This window comes from Leuconostoc kimchii IMSNU 11154 (genome assembly GCF_000092505.1).
GTDB classification, from domain to species: Bacteria; Bacillota; Bacilli; order Lactobacillales; family Lactobacillaceae; genus Leuconostoc; species Leuconostoc kimchii.
Window position 1 is genome coordinate 500692 of record NC_014136.1, and the last position, 20464, is coordinate 521155.

Annotated in this window: 15 protein-coding genes; 1 reads left to right on the forward strand and 14 read right to left on the reverse strand. The window is 37.9% G+C overall.

The features are described from left to right. Positions 1–34: 34 nt before the first annotated feature. From pcrA to LKI_RS03025, 12 genes are all read right to left on the reverse strand, one after another. Complete coding sequence (pcrA, locus tag LKI_RS02970; protein WP_013102669.1) at positions 35–2284, reverse strand: DNA helicase PcrA; 2250 nt, start codon at positions 2282–2284, stop codon at positions 35–37. 99 nt (positions 2285–2383) lie between these two features. Beyond that, positions 2384–3013: a glycoside hydrolase family 73 protein gene (locus LKI_RS02975; protein WP_013102670.1), complete on the reverse strand. Its 630-nt coding sequence runs from the start codon at positions 3011–3013 to the stop codon at positions 2384–2386. Further along, positions 3014–4741 carry a thiol reductant ABC exporter subunit CydC gene (gene cydC / locus LKI_RS02980; RefSeq protein ID WP_013102671.1) on the reverse strand — a complete coding sequence of 576 codons (1728 nt, stop codon included), beginning with the start codon at positions 4739–4741 and terminating at the stop codon, positions 3014–3016. It lies immediately after the preceding gene. Further along, positions 4741–6459: a thiol reductant ABC exporter subunit CydD gene (gene cydD / locus LKI_RS02985; RefSeq protein WP_013102672.1), complete on the reverse strand. Its 1719-nt coding sequence runs from the start codon at positions 6457–6459 to the stop codon at positions 4741–4743. Before cydD ends, cydC begins: the two co-directional genes overlap by 1 nt. A 97-nt stretch (positions 6460–6556) precedes the next feature. After that, positions 6557–7570, reverse strand: coding sequence for a cytochrome d ubiquinol oxidase subunit II (gene cydB, locus LKI_RS02990; RefSeq protein WP_013102673.1), 1014 nt, complete (start codon positions 7568–7570; stop codon positions 6557–6559). Further along, on the reverse strand, positions 7570–9042 hold the full coding sequence (locus LKI_RS02995) for a cytochrome ubiquinol oxidase subunit I (RefSeq protein ID WP_013102674.1): 1473 nt from the start codon (positions 9040–9042) through the stop codon (positions 7570–7572). Before LKI_RS02995 ends, cydB begins: the two co-directional genes overlap by 1 nt. Positions 9043–9239: 197 nt before the next feature. Then, positions 9240–9536: a DUF1292 domain-containing protein gene (locus tag LKI_RS03000; protein ID WP_013102675.1), complete on the reverse strand. Its 297-nt coding sequence runs from the start codon at positions 9534–9536 to the stop codon at positions 9240–9242. Between the two features lie 138 nt (positions 9537–9674). After that, complete coding sequence (gene ruvX / locus LKI_RS03005; RefSeq protein WP_013102676.1) at positions 9675–10106, reverse strand: Holliday junction resolvase RuvX; 432 nt, start codon at positions 10104–10106, stop codon at positions 9675–9677. Further along, positions 10106–10357, reverse strand: a complete 252-nt coding sequence (locus LKI_RS03010; protein WP_013102677.1) for an IreB family regulatory phosphoprotein — start codon at positions 10355–10357, stop codon at positions 10106–10108. The genes ruvX and LKI_RS03010 overlap by 1 nt, the downstream gene beginning before the upstream one ends. Before the next feature lie 132 nt (positions 10358–10489). After that, the gene (gene alaS, locus LKI_RS03015; RefSeq protein ID WP_013102678.1) at positions 10490–13171 is read right to left on the reverse strand and encodes an alanine--tRNA ligase; all 2682 of its coding nucleotides are present in this window, start codon (positions 13169–13171) and stop codon (positions 10490–10492) included. Between the two features lie 257 nt (positions 13172–13428). Beyond that, on the reverse strand, positions 13429–14763 hold the full coding sequence (locus tag LKI_RS03020; RefSeq protein ID WP_013102679.1) for an aspartate aminotransferase family protein: 1335 nt from the start codon (positions 14761–14763) through the stop codon (positions 13429–13431). Between the two features lie 64 nt (positions 14764–14827). Then, on the reverse strand, positions 14828–16261 hold the full coding sequence (locus LKI_RS03025; RefSeq protein ID WP_013102680.1) for an APC family permease: 1434 nt from the start codon (positions 16259–16261) through the stop codon (positions 14828–14830). Between the two features lie 497 nt (positions 16262–16758). On the opposite strand from LKI_RS03025, the gene LKI_RS03030 reads away from it, so the two are divergent. After that, positions 16759–17271 (forward strand): DoxX family membrane protein, encoded by a 513-nt coding sequence (locus tag LKI_RS03030; protein ID WP_013102681.1) that lies wholly within the window; start codon positions 16759–16761, stop codon positions 17269–17271. Positions 17272–17430: 159 nt separating this feature from the next. Here LKI_RS03030 and LKI_RS03035 read toward each other — a convergent pair whose 3' ends face one another. Together LKI_RS03035 and gntK are read right to left on the reverse strand one after the other, a co-directional pair. Continuing rightward, a complete protein-coding gene (locus tag LKI_RS03035) occupies positions 17431–18813 on the reverse strand; it encodes a gluconate:H+ symporter (protein ID WP_013102682.1) in 1383 nt (460 codons plus the stop codon). Positions 18814–18875: 62 nt separating this feature from the next. Continuing rightward, positions 18876–20414 carry a gluconokinase gene (gntK, locus tag LKI_RS03040; RefSeq protein WP_013102683.1) on the reverse strand — a complete coding sequence of 513 codons (1539 nt, stop codon included), beginning with the start codon at positions 20412–20414 and terminating at the stop codon, positions 18876–18878. Positions 20415–20464 lie beyond the last annotated feature (50 nt).

The following is a 20464-nucleotide window of genomic DNA, read 5'->3' on the forward strand; positions in this document are numbered from 1 at the left end:
ATATTTATACCTTTATTTAACTATATGCGTTATTTTAATCAATTTTCGTAATGGGAGCAAACGCCGCTAATAATTGTTTGACACCTTCCGACGGGAAGGCGACTTTTAGTTCTTGGTCATTTGTGTTACCAGTAACAGCAACAACTGTACCAATACCCCATTTTTTATGACTAACTTTATCACCTGCCGACCAACTTGTATTATCTCCGCCTGTCGTACCACTCACTGTTTTAATGACTGGCGTTGACTGAAAAGTTGTGGCCTTTGCCATTTGTGTCTTACGGTCAAATGGCATAGCACGCTGATAACTACTTGAATTAACAGAACCGGCAGATTGTGAATCAAGTAATTCAGGTGAAATTTCTGAAATAAACCGAGACGCATCATTAACTTGTGTGCGCCCGTATAATAACCTAGAAAAGGCATTAGTTAAAAATAGCTTTTCCTTGGCACGTGTAATACCAACATACGCCAAACGTCTCTCTTCCTCAAGAAGATCTTCGTCCATGAGTGAACGTGATAATGGAAAAATACCTTCTTCCATACCAATTAAAAAGACAACAGGAAATTCCAGACCCTTAGCTGCATGCAAAGTCATCAATGTCACTGCGCCATCACCCTCCTCAAAATCATCTAGATCTGTCATTAGTGCTGTAGATCCCAAAAAATCCGTCATTGGGTCAACTGCTTCTGGATCATCTGCACGGTACTTTTCATCAAACTCTTTTGTAACAGACAAGAATTCTTCTAAGTTTTCTAAACGTGCTTGGCTATCTGGATCACTTTTTTCAGCCAACATTTGACGATATCCAGATCGTGTCATTGCCAATTCAGCAAGTTCAGTGACATTTAAAAATTCTGATTGTTGACGTAAATCATGCATCATATCAGCAAATACTAAGAATTTAGAAGCTGCTTTAGTTGAAATTTCTGGTGCCAACTCGATACTGTCAATTGCAGTCATGTAAGACACATTAAGTCGATTTGCCAACTCGCGTAGCCGGTTTAAAGATGTCGCCCCTAGGCCACGTTTTGGTTCATTGACAACACGTTCAAAAGCAGCATTATTGTCTGGGTTCGTAATCAAATTCATATACGACATGATATCCAGAATTTCTTTACGTTCATAAAATTTATGACCACCAACCATTGTATAAGGCATGTTCGCCTTAACTAATGATTCTTCCACATTACGCGACTGCGCATTAGTACGATACAGCACAGCAAAATCACTGTACGCCATATTGTTTTCTTCGCGCATTTTTTGAACATTTGACAAAATGAAATTGGCTTCGTCACGTTCTGTTTGTGCGCGATAATAGATTATTTTATCACCCTTACCATTTTGAGTCCATAATTTTTTGGGTACACGTTCATTGTTATGGTTAATCACTGCATTAGCAGCATCCAATATATTTTGCGTCGACCGATAGTTTTGTTCTAACATCACAGTATGTGCTGTAGGATAATCTTTTTCAAAATTCAAAATATTGTTCATGTTAGCGCCACGCCAACCGTAAATGGACTGATCGGCATCACCAACGACTGCCAAATTTTGTGAGCGCTTCGCTAATAAGTTAACAATAGTATATTGTGCATCATTTGTATCTTGATACTCATCGACATGTAGATATTCAAATTGATTTTGATAGCGTGTTAATACCTCAGGCGTTGATTGAAATAAATCAATCGTCAACATAATTAGGTCATCAAAATCAACACTTTGTGCACGCTTTAACTCCTGTTGGTAAGCCGTGTAGATTTCAGCAACTGTTTCCTGAAAGGCATTATCTGCTTGTTTTGCATAGTCACGTGGCCGAAGCATATCATTTTTAGCATTTGAAATCATGCCTAAAATCGTACGCGGGTCGTATTGATTTGTATCTAAATTCAAATCTGAAATCACACGTTTCATCAGTGTTTTCTGCGCACTCGTATCAATAATTGTAAAGTTACGTGATAAGCCAATATTTTCGCCATCACGTCTCAAAATACGCACAGCCAAAGCATGAAAAGTTGATACCCAAATATCACGTGCAACATCTTCTGATAATAACGCGCTAATCCGTTCACGCATCTCTTTTGCTGCCTTATTTGTAAATGTAATTGCTAATATTCGCCACGGAAAGACATTCAAGTCTTGTACTAAATGTGCAATACGATGTGTTAATACACGTGTTTTTCCTGATCCAGCACCGGCCATAATTAAAAGCGGCCCTTGTGTTGTTTGGACGGCCTCAGCCTGCTTATCGTTCATTCCATTGATGAGTTCTTCTACTGACATATGCACTCCTAAAGTGTAAATTACGCTCCTACCATTATACCAGATTTTTTCACGAACATCAGTTCGTAAAACACAAAAAAAGCAATCATATCTCGCTCATTATTTTGGTATATCAAATCGAGATAAATGCCATTCTTCAATAATTGCAATTAACTTCTTAGCGTATGTTGGATCTGTCGCATACCCATCTTGCGTTAAAGCTACTGCTGCAGTTTGGTAATCCTTAGCTTTTAAAACATGTTGATACTGTGCAGTATTCCAACTTGTCCCATGATACAGCAGTTCCGCATGTGCCTTCATACTTTCTTGCCAAGAATCATAAGACGCAAAACGCCCCTGGATAGTTATCCACTGGCCATTTTCAAACTCTTGGGTCGGCAATACAACACTTTTTTGACTTTTATCTGCTTTAATGCCATATAAATTATTGTATTGTGTCGACAAAGTCGACGTATGCCAATCAGATTCCAAAATTGCTTGAGCAATACTGATTGATGCAATCACACCGTATTTTTCTTGCATTTCTCTAGCGTATGGTGCTAACTGATTAATCCAAACCACCTTTTGTTGATCTGCTTGACTATTTGTCGGTGATTGTTGTCGATCAAAAATTAAAGTCTGTGACCAAAACGTAGCAACAATGGCAATAATAACAATACTACTAACCCACAGCCAGAGATCTAATTTAATTAACTTTTTTTTCGTTCGTCGTTTTTTTCGTTTTGCCATTTAGTGAAAATCATCCATTGCTAATAATTTTTGAAAATATGTTGACGTTGCTTTTAATGTTTCTGGTGTGTCACTTAAAAGAAAGTGCCCCTCTGACAAAAAGTAGACGTGGTCCACTTCATCAATACCCGTTAAATGGTGGGTCACCCATATAATTGTACGATTTTGTAGCACTTTAAATATCTGTTGTAGGACTTCATACTCCGTTTTAGGATCTAAGCCCACCGTTGGCTCATCTAAAATAACAATCGGCGCCTTTTGTAACAGGACGCGTGCCAGTGCAAAGCGTTGTTGTTCGCCACCCGAAAAACGGGCACCTGCCTCCTGCATTTTTGTCTGATATTTTTCTGGCAAACTATCAATTAGCGGTTGTAACCCAGCTTGTGTTATGGCTGCTTTTACTTGATCATCAGTTGCATTAATATTACCCATTCGCACATTATTTAAAATCGTTGTATCAAATAAATAAGATTGCTGATCTAATACAGCTATGACCTTTGACAAGTTTTGTTTTAGCAACTGTACGGATTCATTACCAATTGTCACATGACCTGACTCTGGGACAATATCACCTGTCATTAATTTTAATAGGGTGGTCTTTCCCGAACCGGAACGCCCTAATATCGCAATTTTTTCACCCGCCTGGACAACTAAATTTAATTGGTGAATTATTGTTTTATCGCCATATTTAAATGTCACATGACTTAATTCAATTGTTGGTGTCATAATGTTTTTAGGTATCATCACGCTTTCCTCAGGAACTGGTAATTCATTTAAACGTATCATGCTGTCCTCATAGAATGATGCCTCACTAACACCTTGATTAACACCCAAAAAGCTATCAACTAGGGGGAAAATAGCCAAGATAAACGCTGCAATAAAATTCACAGCTATTCGACTGCCTGAAAATTGACTACCTGACCAGATGGTTGTGCTAACAACTAATATCAATACAAGTATTTGTATCCAAAAATCACGCCACCAACCAAACTTCATGCTTTCACCCTTGGTTTTAGCTAAATTTGCCATTACTTTACCCTGAGAGGCTATGAGGTCTTGTTGACGACCAGATAATACCCAATCTTGTAGACCAAGAACAGCATCTGTTGCATCAGTGTATAACTGAGATTGTAGTTGCTTTTGTTTTTTTACGCGCGCGCGATTTGCAAAAAAGCTCACGATTGGTATGATAACCATGATGACTGATAACATCGTCACCCACCATAACATAAATAGCCAGTTCACGACACCAATACCAATACTAACAAACAAATACAAAACCATACCCGCGCCAAGTGGGAATAGTGTCCGTAAATATAGGTTTTGCAAGCGATCAAGATCATCTGCTAATAAACTAAGCACCTCCCCTGTTTGCAAGCGACTGCGAATATTACTAGCTGTACTTGCAACACTTTCATACAAACGTCTACGTGATTTCGAGACAAAACGAAGCACCCAATTATGAGAAACCATTCGCTGAGCATATCGAAAAACAGGGCGAGCAATACCAAAACCTCTTGTTAACACAATCGGTACATAAATCATTAAAACATTTTCTGGTCGTTGTGCTGCGCGAGATATTAAGTATCCTGAAACAAACATCAATGAACCTGCAGCTAAAATTGTCAAAAAGCTTAACACAATTGACCAAAAAAGACCTGACTTTTGCGATTTTAAAAAAGGTATAACCCAGCGATCCCTTTTTAATAATTGTCTAACCTTACTCATCATTCGCCTCCTAGCTCATAACGTAACTGGTTCAATTGGCTGTTGACGTCTGCTAATAATAAATGTGGCTCTCCTTGCTCAACAACTTCACCATGCCGTAACACAAGAACATAATCCATTTGGTCTAACCAATGCAAGCGATGCGTGGCAAAGAATACTAAATGAGAGGCCAAAATAGGCGCCATTGTTTGTTTTAAATCATATTCTGTTTCAATATCCAAGTGGGCCGTTGGTTCATCAAACAATAATATTTTTCGTTGATTATCTAATAACATTCTAGCTAAGGTAATTCTTTGTGCTTGTCCACCAGAAACTTGACGACCACTTTCACCAATCACACTATCTAACCCATCTGGTAATTCATCAACAAACGATGATAATCCTGCACTTTTAATTGCATCCCTCACCTCGCTGTCAGTAGCATTTTGTGCATAAAATTTAATGTTTTCACGTAGCGTGTTATGAAAAATGTACGGTTGCTGTGGCATATAAAAAAACTGCTTTTGCCAATCAGATTGTGCTAAATGTGGTAGTTTTTGGTGATTAATAGTGATCTCCCCACTATCTGCTGTTAAAAAGCCACCGATAATATTCAGTAAGGTGGATTTACCTGAACCACTTTCACCAACCAAGGCAATTTTTTGATACCCATTTGCTTGTAATGTTATATTTTTTAACACTGGCTGCTGATCATAGGAAAAATTAATGTCATTTAAAGTCAGTTGACTATCAGATTGCCATGTTGTGAGTTGCAATACGCCTTGATCTGAAACATCAGGTTCCTCAATCATAGCCAAAACATCCGTTAACGCGTTCTTACCATTTAAAGTCGCATGATAATCATCAGAAAAATTACGCAACGGTAAAAAATACTCAGGTGATAAAATCAATATCGTTAGCGCTGGTAATAATAACATATGACCGTTAAGTAAATCAAATCCTAGAAAAACCGCGACAACAGCAATTGAGAGTGTCGTAAAAAAGTCTAATGCAAACGTTGATGTCATGGCAATTCTCAGTGTTCGCATGGTCGTTTTTCGGTAATCTTCAGAAATTTGATAGATTTCATCACTATAAGTATTTGCCAATCCAAGTTGCTTCAAAGTTGGTAATCCACGCAAAGCATCGACAAAGCGATTGTTCAAATTTTTAAAATTTGCAAATTCTGCATCGGCCTTGCTTTGTGCCGCTAAGCCTAAAATAATAAAAAATATAATGACAACTGGAAAAATTAATAACAAGAACAAACCTTGCTCCCACTTAATATAAAAAATGTAGGCCAATACTAGCCATGGAATAATACTTAAATCAAATACTTTAATCAATAACAATTGAAAATAATTTTTAACATTATCCAATCCGGCACCAAGCGTTGTGACAGCGTTCCCTGTACCCTGATTAGCAACAACCGTTGATCCTAGCGCTGTATATTTTTCTAACAGTTGGACACGATAATCTTCAACGGCTGCATCTGCATAGATGGCCATAAATTGATTTTTCAACACCACCAATAACTGGCGTACAATAAAAGCTACTGCAAACCAAATAATGTTATTGATCGTCATTCTGATCGGTTGACCCTGCCATAAATCAACAATCGCACGCGACATAAATACACTTTGTGCAATTATGGCTAATCCTTGAATCCCAGTCATAATCACCAAAATCATTAACGTACTAATAATACCTTTAAGTTTAAAAAGCCTTTTATCTATCATGTTAATTATCCCCACATAGTGCACAAACACTTAATGATGTCACACGCATTTAAAACAAAAAACGCCTACATACAATTGTAAACGTTTTTCTAAAAAATTACTCTATGACTTTATGCGACACAATTCGTTTACGAAATACCCAGAAACTCCAGATTTGGTAAACCAAAGTTACCGGCAAGGCAATCAATACAACAATCGTCATGACTTTCAACGTATAAGCAGATGACGATGCCGTTATCACTGTCAAACTGTGTAGCGGATTATTTGCAACCATCACACGTGGAAATAGACCAACAAACAAGAGTATGACAACTGCCATCAAAGCAAACCCTGATAAAATAAATGGTGCAATTTCTTGCTGCTTTTTAATAGCTAAAAACCAACCAATTAGCGTTGTGATAACCAAAATAATTAACAAAGCAAGTATTTGTATTGTTTTTGTTTGTATAAAGTCAGTATAAAAGTATAATAATACAGCAAACAGTGCTTCTCCAGCTAATAATACCGGATAAAGGTACTTTAATTGCACTAAAGCGCGTTGTCGTAACTTACCATCAATGCGCAACCGTGTGTAGTTCAAACCATGGATATAACTCATCAAAGATACAGCAACACCACCAACTAATGTAAACGGTGTAACATAATCAAAGAAGCCAGCTGACAAATTACCACGCGCATCAATTGGTGTACCTGATACCATGGCCGTAAAAATCATGCCTAAGAAGAATGGGACTAAAAAAGATGTTAGCGCAATAAGATTTTCCCAGACATGTGTTCCTTGAATGGTAGGCATTTGCTCACGAAACTCAAATGAAACGCCACGATAAATTAACGACAATAATACAATAAATAGCATTAAATAAAATCCTGAGAAAAGTGAAGCATACCAAAACGGAAACGCCGCAAACATTGCTGCACCAGCCGAAACCAACCACACTTCATTGGCATCCCAGTTTGGGCCAATAGCTTGATATAAGGCTTCACGATCTTTTTGATCCCGTGCATTCAACACAAACTGCATGCCAATGCCAAAATCAAATCCTTCTAGGAAGAAAAATCCAGCCCACAATGTACCGACTAAAACAAACCATACTACTTCTAATGTAGACATTATGCCTCACCTCCCTTTGCTAATTGACTATAAGGATCAATCGGTGATGACTGCTCTTCTTCTTCAGCGTATGGTCCGGCATGTAGCACACGACGTGCTAGCCAAACCATGATACCGCCAATTGTTGCAAACGTCAAAAAGTACACAATATTAGAAATCAAGAGTGAAGCGACTGACACATTTGGCGATACAGCGTCACTAATTGGCATTAAGCCATATACTACCCATGGATAACGCCCAAGTTCGGTTACTAACCAACCTGCCGTATTAATAACGAACGGCACATAGATGGCAATACCCATTATCCATAAAAACCAGCGTTGTGTTAAAATAAGCGTCGCTTTTTTACGATTCATCCATAAGGCAACCAAGGCAAGCATCAGTAAGCCACCTGCCCCTACTGCCATAACACGAAAGGCATAGAAAAGCGTATTTTCTGGCACATAGTAGTCTTTTATGTCACTATGCGTTTTACCATATTTCTTTTGAAATTCTTTTTCAAGTTCTGATGTACCCACAGTGTTACCACCCGTCAATGAATGGTTACCCAATATCGAAAGAACATATGGAATTTCAATCTTTGCAATCACTTTGTGCGTCTTAGGATTTGTGACAGAAATAAGTGACCATGGTTGGGCTTTATCTTTTCGTTTAGATGAGTCAATTGTTTTATCAACCCCTTCCATCGCAGCATATTTCATTGGTTGCATTGATTGTAATTCAAACGCATGTCTATCACCACTGGCTAATGCACCGACGACACCGATAACACCAATAACTAATGCAATGTTAATTGACTTTCGGAAAAAGATAATTTGAGCATCACCCTTTTTCAACTTCAATAGTTTAAAAGCAGACATACCAGCAACTAAAAACCCTGCCGTCACCAGCGTACCTGTCACAACATGCGGAAACTGAACCCATAATTGTTGATTTTTTAATAAGGCACTAAAACTAACTAATTGTGCGCGTCCTAAATGATTATCTATTGCATAGCCAACCGGATTTTGCATGAAAGCGTTAGCTGCTAGAATCCATAATGATGATAAAGCTGATCCAATTGTCGTTATCCAAATAAATAAGACATGAATTCCTGGCTTAAATCGATCCCATGTGAACGACCATAAGCCAATAAATGTTGACTCCGCAAAAAAAGCAACCAAGGCTTCAATCGCCAGTAATGAACCGAATATATCGCCAACATAACGTGAGTATTCAGACCAGTTCATCCCAAATTGAAATTCTTGAATAAGTCCCGTTACGACACCAACAGCGAAACTTAGCAAGAATATTTTACCCCAAAATTGCGCCATTTTCTTATAAACATCATCTTTTTTAATGACATAAATTGTTTCCATGACTGAAACCACAACACCTAGTCCGATTGACATCGGAACGAAGAAAAAGTGAAAAATCGTTGTCATAGCAAACTGAAAACGTGCTAAATCTAGGATACCTACTAATGTAACCATACCATATACTCCTCCAAACTTCTATTAGCAGCCTTATTATCACCCTAAGGTGGTCGTTTACAGCTAATCAAAAGTTTTAACTATTAAAGACAGTGAGGTAAATACCTGTTCATCTCCATTGTCTAGTTTATCACTTGATAAACTATTAAGTTGTTAAATTTTTGTAACAAAAAAAACGCATCACGCGTTTTTAATGATTATTCAAAATTAGCGTCATCTTCTAAAAATGTATTAAGTACTTCCTCAACCATATCCCATTCTTTTTCGTCTTCAATCTGGATAAGGTCTTCTTCAGTTGCATCCCCGTTTTCATCAGGGTTAAAGATGTAAGCTTGAATATCAACTTCTTCATCATCCTCAACACCCTCTGGTATAAGCAAAATGTAATCTTTACTATACTCTTCAGAATGGAACGTAAACAGTATTTCATATAAAGTTTCATCACCGTTTTCGTCAACCAACGTAATGTTTTGTATTTCTTCTTGATTTGCCATATTTAATAAAACGAGTAAACAGTATTATTGTTAAGTCAATAATGCTCTAGCCAGATAGCTGCAACTCGCATTCCCTTCAAAGTTAATAGTTCTATTATAACGTAAAAATAACGTTTCGTCATTGAAACGTTATTTTGCCTACTTTGTTAATTTACCGTTTGCGTCTAAATAATTTTGCAAAATAAATTCAGCAGCAATTTTATCAATCACCTGTTTACGCTTTTTGCGTGATATATTTGCTTCTTCAATTAACATGCGTTCAGCTTGCACAGTAGTTAACCTTTCATCCTGAAAATCGATAGGTAAATTAAACTTGTCCTGAACCATCTTAGCGTAAAGACGTGAAGCTTCAGCACGCGGTCCTTCAGAATTATTCATATTTTTTGGTAAGCCAAGTACAACACCCTTGGCTTGTTTATCTTTAATAATCTCACCAAGACGTTCTAGACCAAACTCTTTTTCGTCTTCGTTGATTCGGATAATTTCAACGCCTTGTGCTGTCCATCCCATTGGATCACTCACAGCAACGCCAACTGTCCGGCTGCCAACATCTAATCCTAGTATTCGCATTATTTTTTTAAATAAGCGCGCACAAGTTCTTCAATAATCTCGTCACGTTCATGGCGTTTAATCAAATTTCTAGCATCGTTAAGACGCGGTATATAAGCAGGATCCCCAGACATCAAGTATCCCACTATTTGATTAATTGGATTGTAGCCCTTTTCTTCTAATGCTTTATAAACAATTTCTAATGTATCGTGAATATCTTTTGGCATTTGATTGCCAAAATCAAATATTGCTGTTTCATCTCCTACAGTCATCGTACACGCTCCTTTCTCTAAAAATTTCAAATTCAAATCAAGTATGACCTATTAACGACCATCATTAAGTTCATTTTACCTAATTATTATAACCATAACATCACAATTAAGTAAAGAAAATGACATTTTACCTTAAATTTCTGCTAAGAAATCAGCCACACTAGCGAACGCAGCATCAATACCAGCTGGATTTTTACCACCCGCTTGTGCCATATCAGGACGACCACCACCACCACCACCAACTTTTGGTGCAATAGCTTTAATAAGATCGCCAGCCTTGATACCAGCGGCATTTGCATCAGGTGATGCTGCCACAATGAGATTCACTTTACCATCGACATCAGCCGCCAAAACTAAGATATCAGATGGCTTAGTTTCTTTCCAATTATCAGCCACTTGTCTTAAACCGTCTATACCAGAAACTTGTAATTTAGCTGTAATGTATGAATGGTCATTAATCGTTTCAATATGAGTAAATACATCATCAGCTGCCGCGTTTGCTAACTGTTTTTCGAGTGATTCAATCATGCGTTGCGCTGCCTTGAGTTCTGTCTGTACATCCGCCACCTTTGTCGGTACCTCTGTCAGTTTTTGCGCCTTTACCGCATTGGCAATTTCTTTTAATGCTTTTTCTTCTGATTTATATAATGCCAAAGCTTGCAGTCCAGTCACAGCTTCAATACGGCGAATACCGGCTCCTATACCAGATTCAGAGACTATTTTGAACAAACCTAGTTCTGAAGTGGCATTAACATGTGTGCCGCCATCAAATTCCTTATTAAACTCACCAATGGAAACAACACGTACTAATTCGCCATACTTTTCACCGAAAACAGCAACCGCGCCCATTTTTTTAGCAGTTTCAATATCTGTTTCTAACCATGAAACCGGCAAATTTTTGGCAATTTCTGCATTGATTAGCGTATCAATTGCATCCAAATCAGCCTCACTAACTGGGCCTTCATGTGTAAAATCAAAACGCAAATACTTGGGCTCTACCAATGAGCCTGCCTGATGGATATCACCACCAATCACATTACGCAGTGCTTGATCAAGCATGTGCGTTGCCGTATGGTTTTTAGATACAGCCGTATGACGTGCCATATCAACACGAAGATTAACCTTATCACCTAATTTAAAATCAGACAAAACTTCTACTGTATGGATATGTTGACCATTTGGCGCGTTCTGAACATCTATAATTTTTCCAATTAACGTATTTTCATCATTTAAAACATCACCAAAATCAGCGACTTGACCGCCCATTTCAGCATAAAATGGTGTTGTATCAAATACTAACTGTAGTTGACTATTTGCTACTGCTGTCTGAAGTAACGCGTCAATTCCTGTCTCATTTTGACCAATAATAGCTACAACTTCTGCACCATCAACAGCTGTCTCTGACCAACCAACATATTTTGAAGGGACTTTAAGGTCCGTTAATACAGCATTTTGCACGCCCATTGACTTATCAGTTGACCGCGCTGCACGTGCACGTGTACGTTGTGCTTGCAAGGCCTCATTAAAACCAACGACGTCAACAGTCAAACCTGCATCAGAGGCTTGTTCTTGTGTGAGTTCTAGCGGAAAACCATAAGTATCAGATAATTTGAACGCGACAGCACCAGATAGTTGTGTCTTACCAGCCAATTTAACATCCGAAATGACATCGTTCAATAACGCAAGGCCACCCGTTAATGTTGCATTAAACCTTTTTTCTTCTGCAGCAATGGTTTTTTGAATTTTAGCCGTATTTTCCGAAATTTCCGGATAATAGCTTTTCATAATTTCGCCTACAATTGGCACTAACGTCGTTAAAAACTCACCTTGAATACCTAATTTTTGTCCATGTAACACTGCTCGGCGTAACAATCTTCTAATCACGTAGCCACGCCCCTCGTTCGAAGGCAACGCACCATCACCAATAGCAAAAGTAATCGCTCGAATATGGTCAGCAATGACTTTAAAGCTTGTGTTGCTATCTGAATCTTTATTACTGTCATACACAAAATTATTGGATAATTCTGATGTGGCTTGGATAATTGGCAAAAACAAATCCGTATCAAAATTAGTTCGTCCATTTTGAAAAACAGAGACAAGACGTTCCAGTCCCATGCCAGTATCAATATTTTTGTGTGGTAATTCTGGATATTGTGAATTATCAGTTAAACCAGGCAAATGATTGAACTGAGAAAATACAATATTCCAAATTTCTAAGTAACGTTCATTTTCGCCACCAGGATACATTTCTGGATCATTGTCAGGCAAATCTTGGAACGACGTACCACGATCAAAGAAAATTTCTGAATCAGGACCAGAAGGTCCTTCGCCGATATCCCAAAAGTTATCTTCTACTTCGTAAATATGGTCGTTTGAAATATCAGTCTTTTCTTGCCAAATCTTTTTGGCCTCCTGATCTTTTGGATAAACAGTCACATATAGCAGTTCTTTGTCCAGACCATACCATTCTGGACTAGTTAACAGTTCCCACGCCCAAGGAATAACGTCATCTTTAAAGTAATCGCCAATAGAAAAATTACCCATCATTTCAAATAATGTGTGATGGCGAGCTGTCTTTCCAACATTTTCAATATCGTTGGTTCGTATGGCCTTCTGTGCATTGGTAATTCTTGGATTATTTGGTATAACTGAACCATCGAAATACTTTTTCAAGGTTGCCACACCAGAATTAATCCACAATAACGTTGGATCATCTTGTGGAATGAGATTTTTAGAAGGTACAATTTCATGACCCTTTGAAGCAAAAAAATCTAAAAACATTTGACGTACTTCTGCAGAACTGAATTCTTTCATTGATATATTCTCCCGGATTTAATTATAAAAAGACCAAAACAAAATGCGGACGTGTTACCGTGGTGCCACCGCAATTTGTAATGATCTGTCATCTTTACCTTCATAGCTCATAACGCTGAGTCGCGGTAACTTTTTAGTCACAGTAGTACAATCTGGGAGCACAAAATTACTGCCGTGTGTTTTACATTAACCAACACATTTCTGATGATCGAGCTCAAAATTTTATATATCCAGATTTCTTAGATTATTATAGCACATTACCAACCAATATGATTATCAGTTTCTGGCAAGGACAACGTTCCTGCCTCTAATTCATTAAATGCTTGGGTCAATATTTTAAACGCTTGGCTCAATTGCGCTTCCGTAATAACCAAAGGTGGCTGAAAACGTAGTGTATTGCCACGTAAACTAATCATTATAGCGCCAAGTTGGAAAATACGATAAATTAATTTCGTTGTTGCTTGATTATCTGGTTGGCCTTTTTCATCAACAATATCAATACCACCATTTAAACCGTATATACGAACATCCCCAATAAACCAGTAGCTATGCGCTGCTTGTTCAAAAAAGTCTCGCGCTAATTCACCTAGTTTTTCAGAACGCGCAACCAGATTTTCTTCTGCTAGAACGTCCAGTGTTGCCATAGCAGCAGCCGCGGTTACTGGATTACCCGCTGTTGTATAAACATTAGCCGGTGCAGACAAGCTCGACATAATCTCCTTACGGCCAACAACTGCACTAAGCGGTAAACCACTTGCCAATGATTTACCTATGCTCATCATGTCAGGCGCGATACCAAAATGATCAATCGACCACATTTTTCCAGTACGTCCTAGCCCTTGATTGACTTCATCTACTGCAAATACAATACCATGTTCTCTCGTGAATTCATAAACCAGTGACATATATTTTTGTGGTACTTTAATGATACCCCCATCCCCTTGAATAGGTTCGATAATCACTAAGGCAACTTCATCAGCTGGTAAGTAGGTCTCAAATGGCAACTTAAACTGCTTGAACAAACGATCTGAAAAGTCGTCATCACTCTCACCAACTGCTCGCTGGTTCTGATCTGGAAATGGTACTTTTATCGTATTTGGCAATAACGGACCAATTTTTCGGGTCATATTTAAGCTAACACCAGAGATAGAAATAGAGCCATAGGTTGATCCGTGGTAAGCACCTGTAAAACTAACGACGTAGGACCTATGAGTGTAGCCTCTTGCAAATTTAATGATTGCATCATTAGCATCTGAACCTGAATTACCAAAAGCAACTTGCTTTTGAAAGTTACCCGGTGTGATATCTACCAAACGTTTTGCTAATAATGCAGTCACTGGATTAGCAAAATAAGCCGGTGTATACTGAATTAATTTTTTAGCTTGATTTGAGATAGCTGCAACAACTTTTGGATGTGAATGCCCAATATTTGTTGCACTAGCGCTCGCCAATAAATCGATATAATCATTACCGTCAGCATCGGAAATAATAGCGCCTTGTCCATGATCAATCACAATATCAAAATATTTAACACGTGTTGCATCTGCTAAAATAATTTTCTCTTCGTCTAAAATTTTTTTATTTTCCGACATATACGACTCCCTCGCATCTAAATTTATGTACAATAAAAGCCCTGTCAAATCAGGACTTTTCGTCTCATTTTTTTTGAGATAGTTTACTGTGTTTAGATCCATAAATGGCATAGATAATAAGACCGATTACGAACCAACCAAAAGCATACATTTTTGCTTGATTATCTAATTCATAGAAAATAAATCCAGACCCCAAAGCTGCCAAAGCTGGCATCACTGGGTAAAATGGCATTTTAAAACCAGGTTCCTGAATATCTTTCCCTTCACGGGGACGTAAGGCATAAATGCCAAGTGACACAATGATAAAAGCAATCAACGTACCAGCAGAAATTAAACCAGCTAGTTCAGTAAAACTAAACACGGAACCAATTAAAATAGCAATGACAGACAATACTAACAAGGCATTGTTAGGCAACCCTTTATCATTTACTTTTCCTAAGAAACTTGGGAGCAAGCCATCTCGTCCAAAAGCATAAAGTAAACGTGATCCTGCTAACATCATGCCGATAATGGCTGTAAACATCCCTAATAACGCGACAACAGACAACAAGTTAGACGTGAATTCATGTCCTGAATGTAATAACGCCCAAGCGGCAGGCGCTGCATTATTAGCATATTTTGAGTAGTGGAACATTCCCACCAAGACAAGTGCAACCGCTACGAATAATATTGTAGCAATAATTAACGATCCAATAATACCACGTGGCATTGTTTTTTTAGGATCTTTTGCTTCGGCAGAACTAGATGCAATCGAGTCAAAACCTATATACGCTAAGAAGATCTGAGACGCTCCTGAAAAAATTCCTGACCAACCACCAAATTCCGTTCCTGGCTTATGTGCTGGAATAAATGGTACATAGTTCCCAGGATGTATTGCCGTTAACCCCACACCAATGAAAATCAAAATAACGATTACTTTACCAACAACCAACACATTTTCAACGCGAGCAGTTGTATTTGTACCACGCCACAATAAGACAGCTACAACTAAAACAGCAAATAGTGCAGCAATATCAATAACGCCACCGTGTCCAGCAGCAAACGATCCAGCCAAAGCAGGCGGAAGGACCAAATGATGTGATCCAAGAAATAATTTAAAGTTTGCTGACCAACCGGAAGCGACAAACGCAACAGCAATAAAATATTCCGCTAAAAGTGCCCATCCAGCAATCCAGCCAAAGACCTCTCCAAAAACAACATTGGCCCACGAATAGGCAGAACCTGCAAACGGCAACGCTGAAGCAAATTCAGCATAGGCAAACGCAGCTAACCCTGAAACAATAGCAGCAATAACAAAGGAAATTGCAACGGCTGGGCCAGCATGGTTCGCCGCTACAATACCTGGCAACGTGAAAATTGCCGTTGATACGATCGTCCCAATACCTAAAGCTAACATTTCTTTAACACCCAACGTTTTACGTAGATGCCGATCACTTGATACAAAACTAGCTGGCGTTGCTTTGTGTAACCATCCTGTCTTTGGCTTTGATTCTGACATATATTTGTCCCCTCAACTTCATAAAACTTACTTTAATATATTAACATTTTCTAATTTTGTTGTCAATGTTCCCCATAAATTTAAAGTTTATGCCCATCAAATTATTACTTTTGTTAGGCTTCAGTAATAAAATAATCAACCACAATAGCTAAAAATCATAATTTATTGAAACTAATATATCTGCAATGCAAGCTAATTTTTGTATTAAATTCGTAAAAATATGCATATTTACCATAACATATCAAATAGCCATACTTGAATAACCCACCGTTCAAAAAATATACTATACAACATCAAGCAAATAGCATGCTAAAAATTAGATTGATTCAGATCATCTTTCATAATATTTCATGCCATTTTTATCAGTTTAATATTTTTTTTCGGTTGAGATATCGTTAAAAACAAATTGTTTGACATTTCACAAAACGCTCTGTATACTTACTAATTGTAATAGATATTACGTATAGAAATTGTAAATAATAATAGGAGAATATATTATGATTCAATGGCTACGCAATTCAAAAACTGCAATGTGGATTTTAACAATCCTACGTGTTTATCTAGGTTATCAATGGACACTTGATGGCTGGTCGAAAATAACAGCTAAAGGTGGCTTTGATGCATCTGGGTTGATTATAGGGGCAATTAAAAATCCAGTATTGACACCAGATAAAACCGTCGCATTTCCCTGGTATGACTGGTTTTTAAACTTTTCAACTAACCATGGTAAATCAACAGCTGCTTTTTCTTTCTTGGTCTCTTGGGGAGAGTTATTAGTTGGTTTGGGCCTACTGTTTGGTACATTAACTTTAGCAGCAGCATTCTTTGGGCTCGTTATGAATTTTTCATACCTTGGTGCTGGTGTCGTATCAGTAAATCCCACTTTTATTTTTATAGGTGCTTTATTGTTGATTGGCGGATATAATTCTGGTAAACTCGGTTTGGATCGTTGGGTCACACCATTTTTACGCGCCAAGTTACCATTTTTGAAAAACGATATTAAGATTTAAACATTACCATGTTTTGCATAATAACTTTATAATTAAAAAACCAGTGATTATTTTTTTCAAATAATCACTGGTTTTTCTATTTTAGTTTTTTATTTATTAACGGGTGAAGATATCCCCAAAATCACTTTAACTTTCAGGATACATCATTAGTTCTTTAGGCTAAGCAAATATAGCTGTTAAAATTAAAATAATAATTAAGCCAGTGACAGAAATAATCGTTTCTAAAACAGTCCAAATTTGAAATGTTTGTTTAACAGTTAAATCAAAAAATTCTTTAAAAATCCAAAATCCTGCATCATTGACGTGAGATGCAATTAATGAACCAGCACCAATCGCTAAGGCAACAAATACGGGTAATAATGTATTACCTGGGTTAGCAGCTAAAATACCCGTCACAATTCCAGCAGCAGTCATTCCAGCTACAGTTGCAGATCCAACTGAAACTCTTAAAATAGCTGCAACAGCCCATGCAAACAAAACAATAGCAATGGGGCTCATTGCACCACCAGATTGGAAAGTAGATGCAATTTTATCAGACAAACCAGACGTTACCAATACGCCTCGTAAAGCACCACCACCACCAACAATCAATAGAATGCCGGCAACTGATGTCATACCGGCGTTTAACGACTTGCTAACCTCAGTCATTGACTTGTGTTGCAAAATACCCATTGTAAAGATGGCAAATATTAAAGCGATAGTCATGGCAACCGCTGGATTAGCAGCAAATTCAATGATTTGATCCAACAATGTTGGATTTTTAGGTGTGACACCACCTGTATAAATCAATTTATAAATCGTAGCAATGATCATAAATATTAAAGGAAATACTGAAGTTAACACAGATAATCCGAAGTTAGGTGTTGTCTTTAAGTCATACTCCTTAACTGGCCCAACAGCAGCAATTTCTGTTTTAAACTGAAAAGCGTCTGGTGCATACTTTTGTGCAAGTTTTGTAAACATAGGCCCAGCAACAATAGCTGTGATAATCGATACAATCAAACCAAATATGAGCATCATGCCAATATTTGCACCCAAAGCAGAGGCAACGGCTGTCGGTGCTGGCTGTGGTGGCAAAAATCCCTGAGCTGATGATAATGCTGCCGTCATTGAAACACCTAAGTATAGCAACGGTACGCCAGATTCAATAGCAACAGCGAACACGATTGGTATTAACAAGACCATGCCAACACCGAAAATCATCGAAATACCAATAATGAATGATGCAATTAAAACGGCCCATTGTAACCTTTTAACACCAAACCAATCAATCAATGTTTTAGCTATACGATATGAACCACCCGCATCGGCAACTAACCGACCAATCATACCTCCAAAAATAAAGATAACTGAGTTTGGTCCTAATATATTCCCAACGCCTTGAGAACCAAGAACAGCATCGGGAATTGACATTGGCTTCATACCAAGCAACAATGCCAAAATAAAAGCAGTTATAATTAACGAAACGAACGTATTTAATTTAAACTTTGCAATAAGAAGTAACAAAATCAAAATTGATACGATCAACATGACGAATTCCATGTGTTTTATGTAACGTGTTTCTCTATAACACGTTTTCTCCTAAATTAATTTATTTTAATGAATTATTTTGTATGTTTTCGTTGATAATTGGCAATATTTTCATATTCTGTTTGTAGTTGACGAGACAAACGAATAAATATTGGTGCTAATTCTCGATAAGCTTCAAAATTTTCAGGTAAGGGTTGATAAGTATTCGAAGAACCAATATATTTTGAAATATCATATAAATTATCAATTTTACCTAAGGCCTTTTGTGCAACGATAACAGCAGCCAACGAGCCAGATTCAAACGCTTCAGGTACAGTAACTGGTTGCTCAAAAATATCAGCAAACATTTGGCGCCATAATGGTGAACGGGCAAATCCGCCCGTGGCTTGAATAGAATGTAACTCTCCGACTACCTCTTCTAAAGCTAGACTAACCATATAAACATTAAAGGTAATGCCTTCAAGCACCGATCGCAACATATGTGCTCTCGTATGTCCATGGTTTAATCCGAAAAACGAGCCGCGCGCATTAGCATCCCAAATTGGTGCACGCTCACCACCTAAGTAAGGATGGAAAATGAGTCCTGCAGAACCTGCAGGAACACGTGAAGCAATTTTTGTCATCAAATCATAAGCATCGGTTCCCAGCAATGCAGCTGTTGATTTTTCAGCATCAAACATATTGTCACGCGCCCAACGGAAAACATCGCCACCATTGTTAACTGGTCCACCAACAACCCAATGCGTTTTGTCTAAAGCATAGGTAAATGTACGCCCTTTTGGATCAATAACTGGTTTATCAGAAACAACACGAATAGCACCTGAAGTACCAATTGTAATGGCCGCAACACCTGGTTTTACGGCATTAACGCCCAAATTAGATAGCGGTCCGTCACCAGCACCGTATATAAATGGTGTGTCACTAGGTAAACCAATTGCTGTGGCATATTCAGTAGCCATATGTGTTTCATAGTCATATGGCTCAACTGGTTGTGGTAATTGCGCACGATTAATACCTGTTACTTCGAGCGCTTGATCATCCCAATCGAGATTAAAGATATTAAATAAACCAGTGCCAGAGGCTAATGAAATGTCCATCTTGTTGGCATTAAACAAGCGATGGAACAAATATTCTTTAATGCCAAGATAATGTGCCGCTTTGTTATAAATATCAGCATGTTCAGCCTTAAGCCATAATAGTTTTGACAAAGGTGCCATCGGATGAATCGGTGTCCCTGTTTTCTTATAAATCTCATGTCCTAGACCTGATGCTTTTAACTCTTCCGTATACTTTACAGCGCGCGTATCTGCCCAGGTAATGACACGCGTTAATGGTTGCCAATTAGCATCAAAAGCAATAAGTGAATGCATTGCTGATGAAAATGACACGGCAGCCAATGTATCTCCCGATTCAAAATTAATTTGACCGACAACTTCATGTAAGGCGGCTATTAATGCGTCAAAAATTTCTGTTAAATCTTCTTCAGCCATATCTGGTAAATCACGATATAACGGGTAAGCTTTGTTAGCAGTTGTGACAACCTGATTTTGGTCGTTAAATAAAACTGCTTTTGTTGATGTTGTTCCTAAATCCACACCAATCATGTATTCCATATTTTTACCTCAACTCCTTGCTAACCGTTGGACAATATTCACTCAATACA

What these genes read in the sequence shown, in the direction of transcription:
- pcrA (WP_013102669.1), bottom strand. Translation starts at nt 2,284, where the DNA reads ATGTCAGTAGAAGAACTCATCAATGGAATGAACGATAAGCAGGCTGAG.
- LKI_RS02975 (WP_013102670.1), bottom strand. Translation starts at nt 3,013, where the DNA reads ATGGCAAAACGAAAAAAACGACGAACGAAAAAAAAGTTAATTAAATTA.
- cydC (WP_013102671.1), bottom strand. Translation starts at nt 4,741, where the DNA reads ATGAGTAAGGTTAGACAATTATTAAAAAGGGATCGCTGGGTTATACCT.
- cydD (WP_013102672.1), bottom strand. Translation starts at nt 6,459, where the DNA reads ATGATAGATAAAAGGCTTTTTAAACTTAAAGGTATTATTAGTACGTTA.
- cydB (WP_013102673.1), bottom strand. Translation starts at nt 7,570, where the DNA reads ATGTCTACATTAGAAGTAGTATGGTTTGTTTTAGTCGGTACATTGTGG.
- LKI_RS02995 (WP_013102674.1), bottom strand. Translation starts at nt 9,042, where the DNA reads ATGGTTACATTAGTAGGTATCCTAGATTTAGCACGTTTTCAGTTTGCT.
- LKI_RS03000 (WP_013102675.1), bottom strand. Translation starts at nt 9,536, where the DNA reads ATGGCAAATCAAGAAGAAATACAAAACATTACGTTGGTTGACGAAAAC.
- ruvX (WP_013102676.1), bottom strand. Translation starts at nt 10,106, where the DNA reads ATGCGAATACTAGGATTAGATGTTGGCAGCCGGACAGTTGGCGTTGCT.
- LKI_RS03010 (WP_013102677.1), bottom strand. Translation starts at nt 10,357, where the DNA reads ATGACTGTAGGAGATGAAACAGCAATATTTGATTTTGGCAATCAAATG.
- alaS (WP_013102678.1), bottom strand. Translation starts at nt 13,171, where the DNA reads ATGAAAGAATTCAGTTCTGCAGAAGTACGTCAAATGTTTTTAGATTTT.
- LKI_RS03020 (WP_013102679.1), bottom strand. Translation starts at nt 14,763, where the DNA reads ATGTCGGAAAATAAAAAAATTTTAGACGAAGAGAAAATTATTTTAGCA.
- LKI_RS03025 (WP_013102680.1), bottom strand. Translation starts at nt 16,261, where the DNA reads ATGTCAGAATCAAAGCCAAAGACAGGATGGTTACACAAAGCAACGCCA.
- LKI_RS03030 (WP_013102681.1), top strand. Translation starts at nt 16,759, where the DNA reads ATGATTCAATGGCTACGCAATTCAAAAACTGCAATGTGGATTTTAACA.
- LKI_RS03035 (WP_013102682.1), bottom strand. Translation starts at nt 18,813, where the DNA reads ATGGAATTCGTCATGTTGATCGTATCAATTTTGATTTTGTTACTTCTT.
- gntK (WP_013102683.1), bottom strand. Translation starts at nt 20,414, where the DNA reads ATGGAATACATGATTGGTGTGGATTTAGGAACAACATCAACAAAAGCA.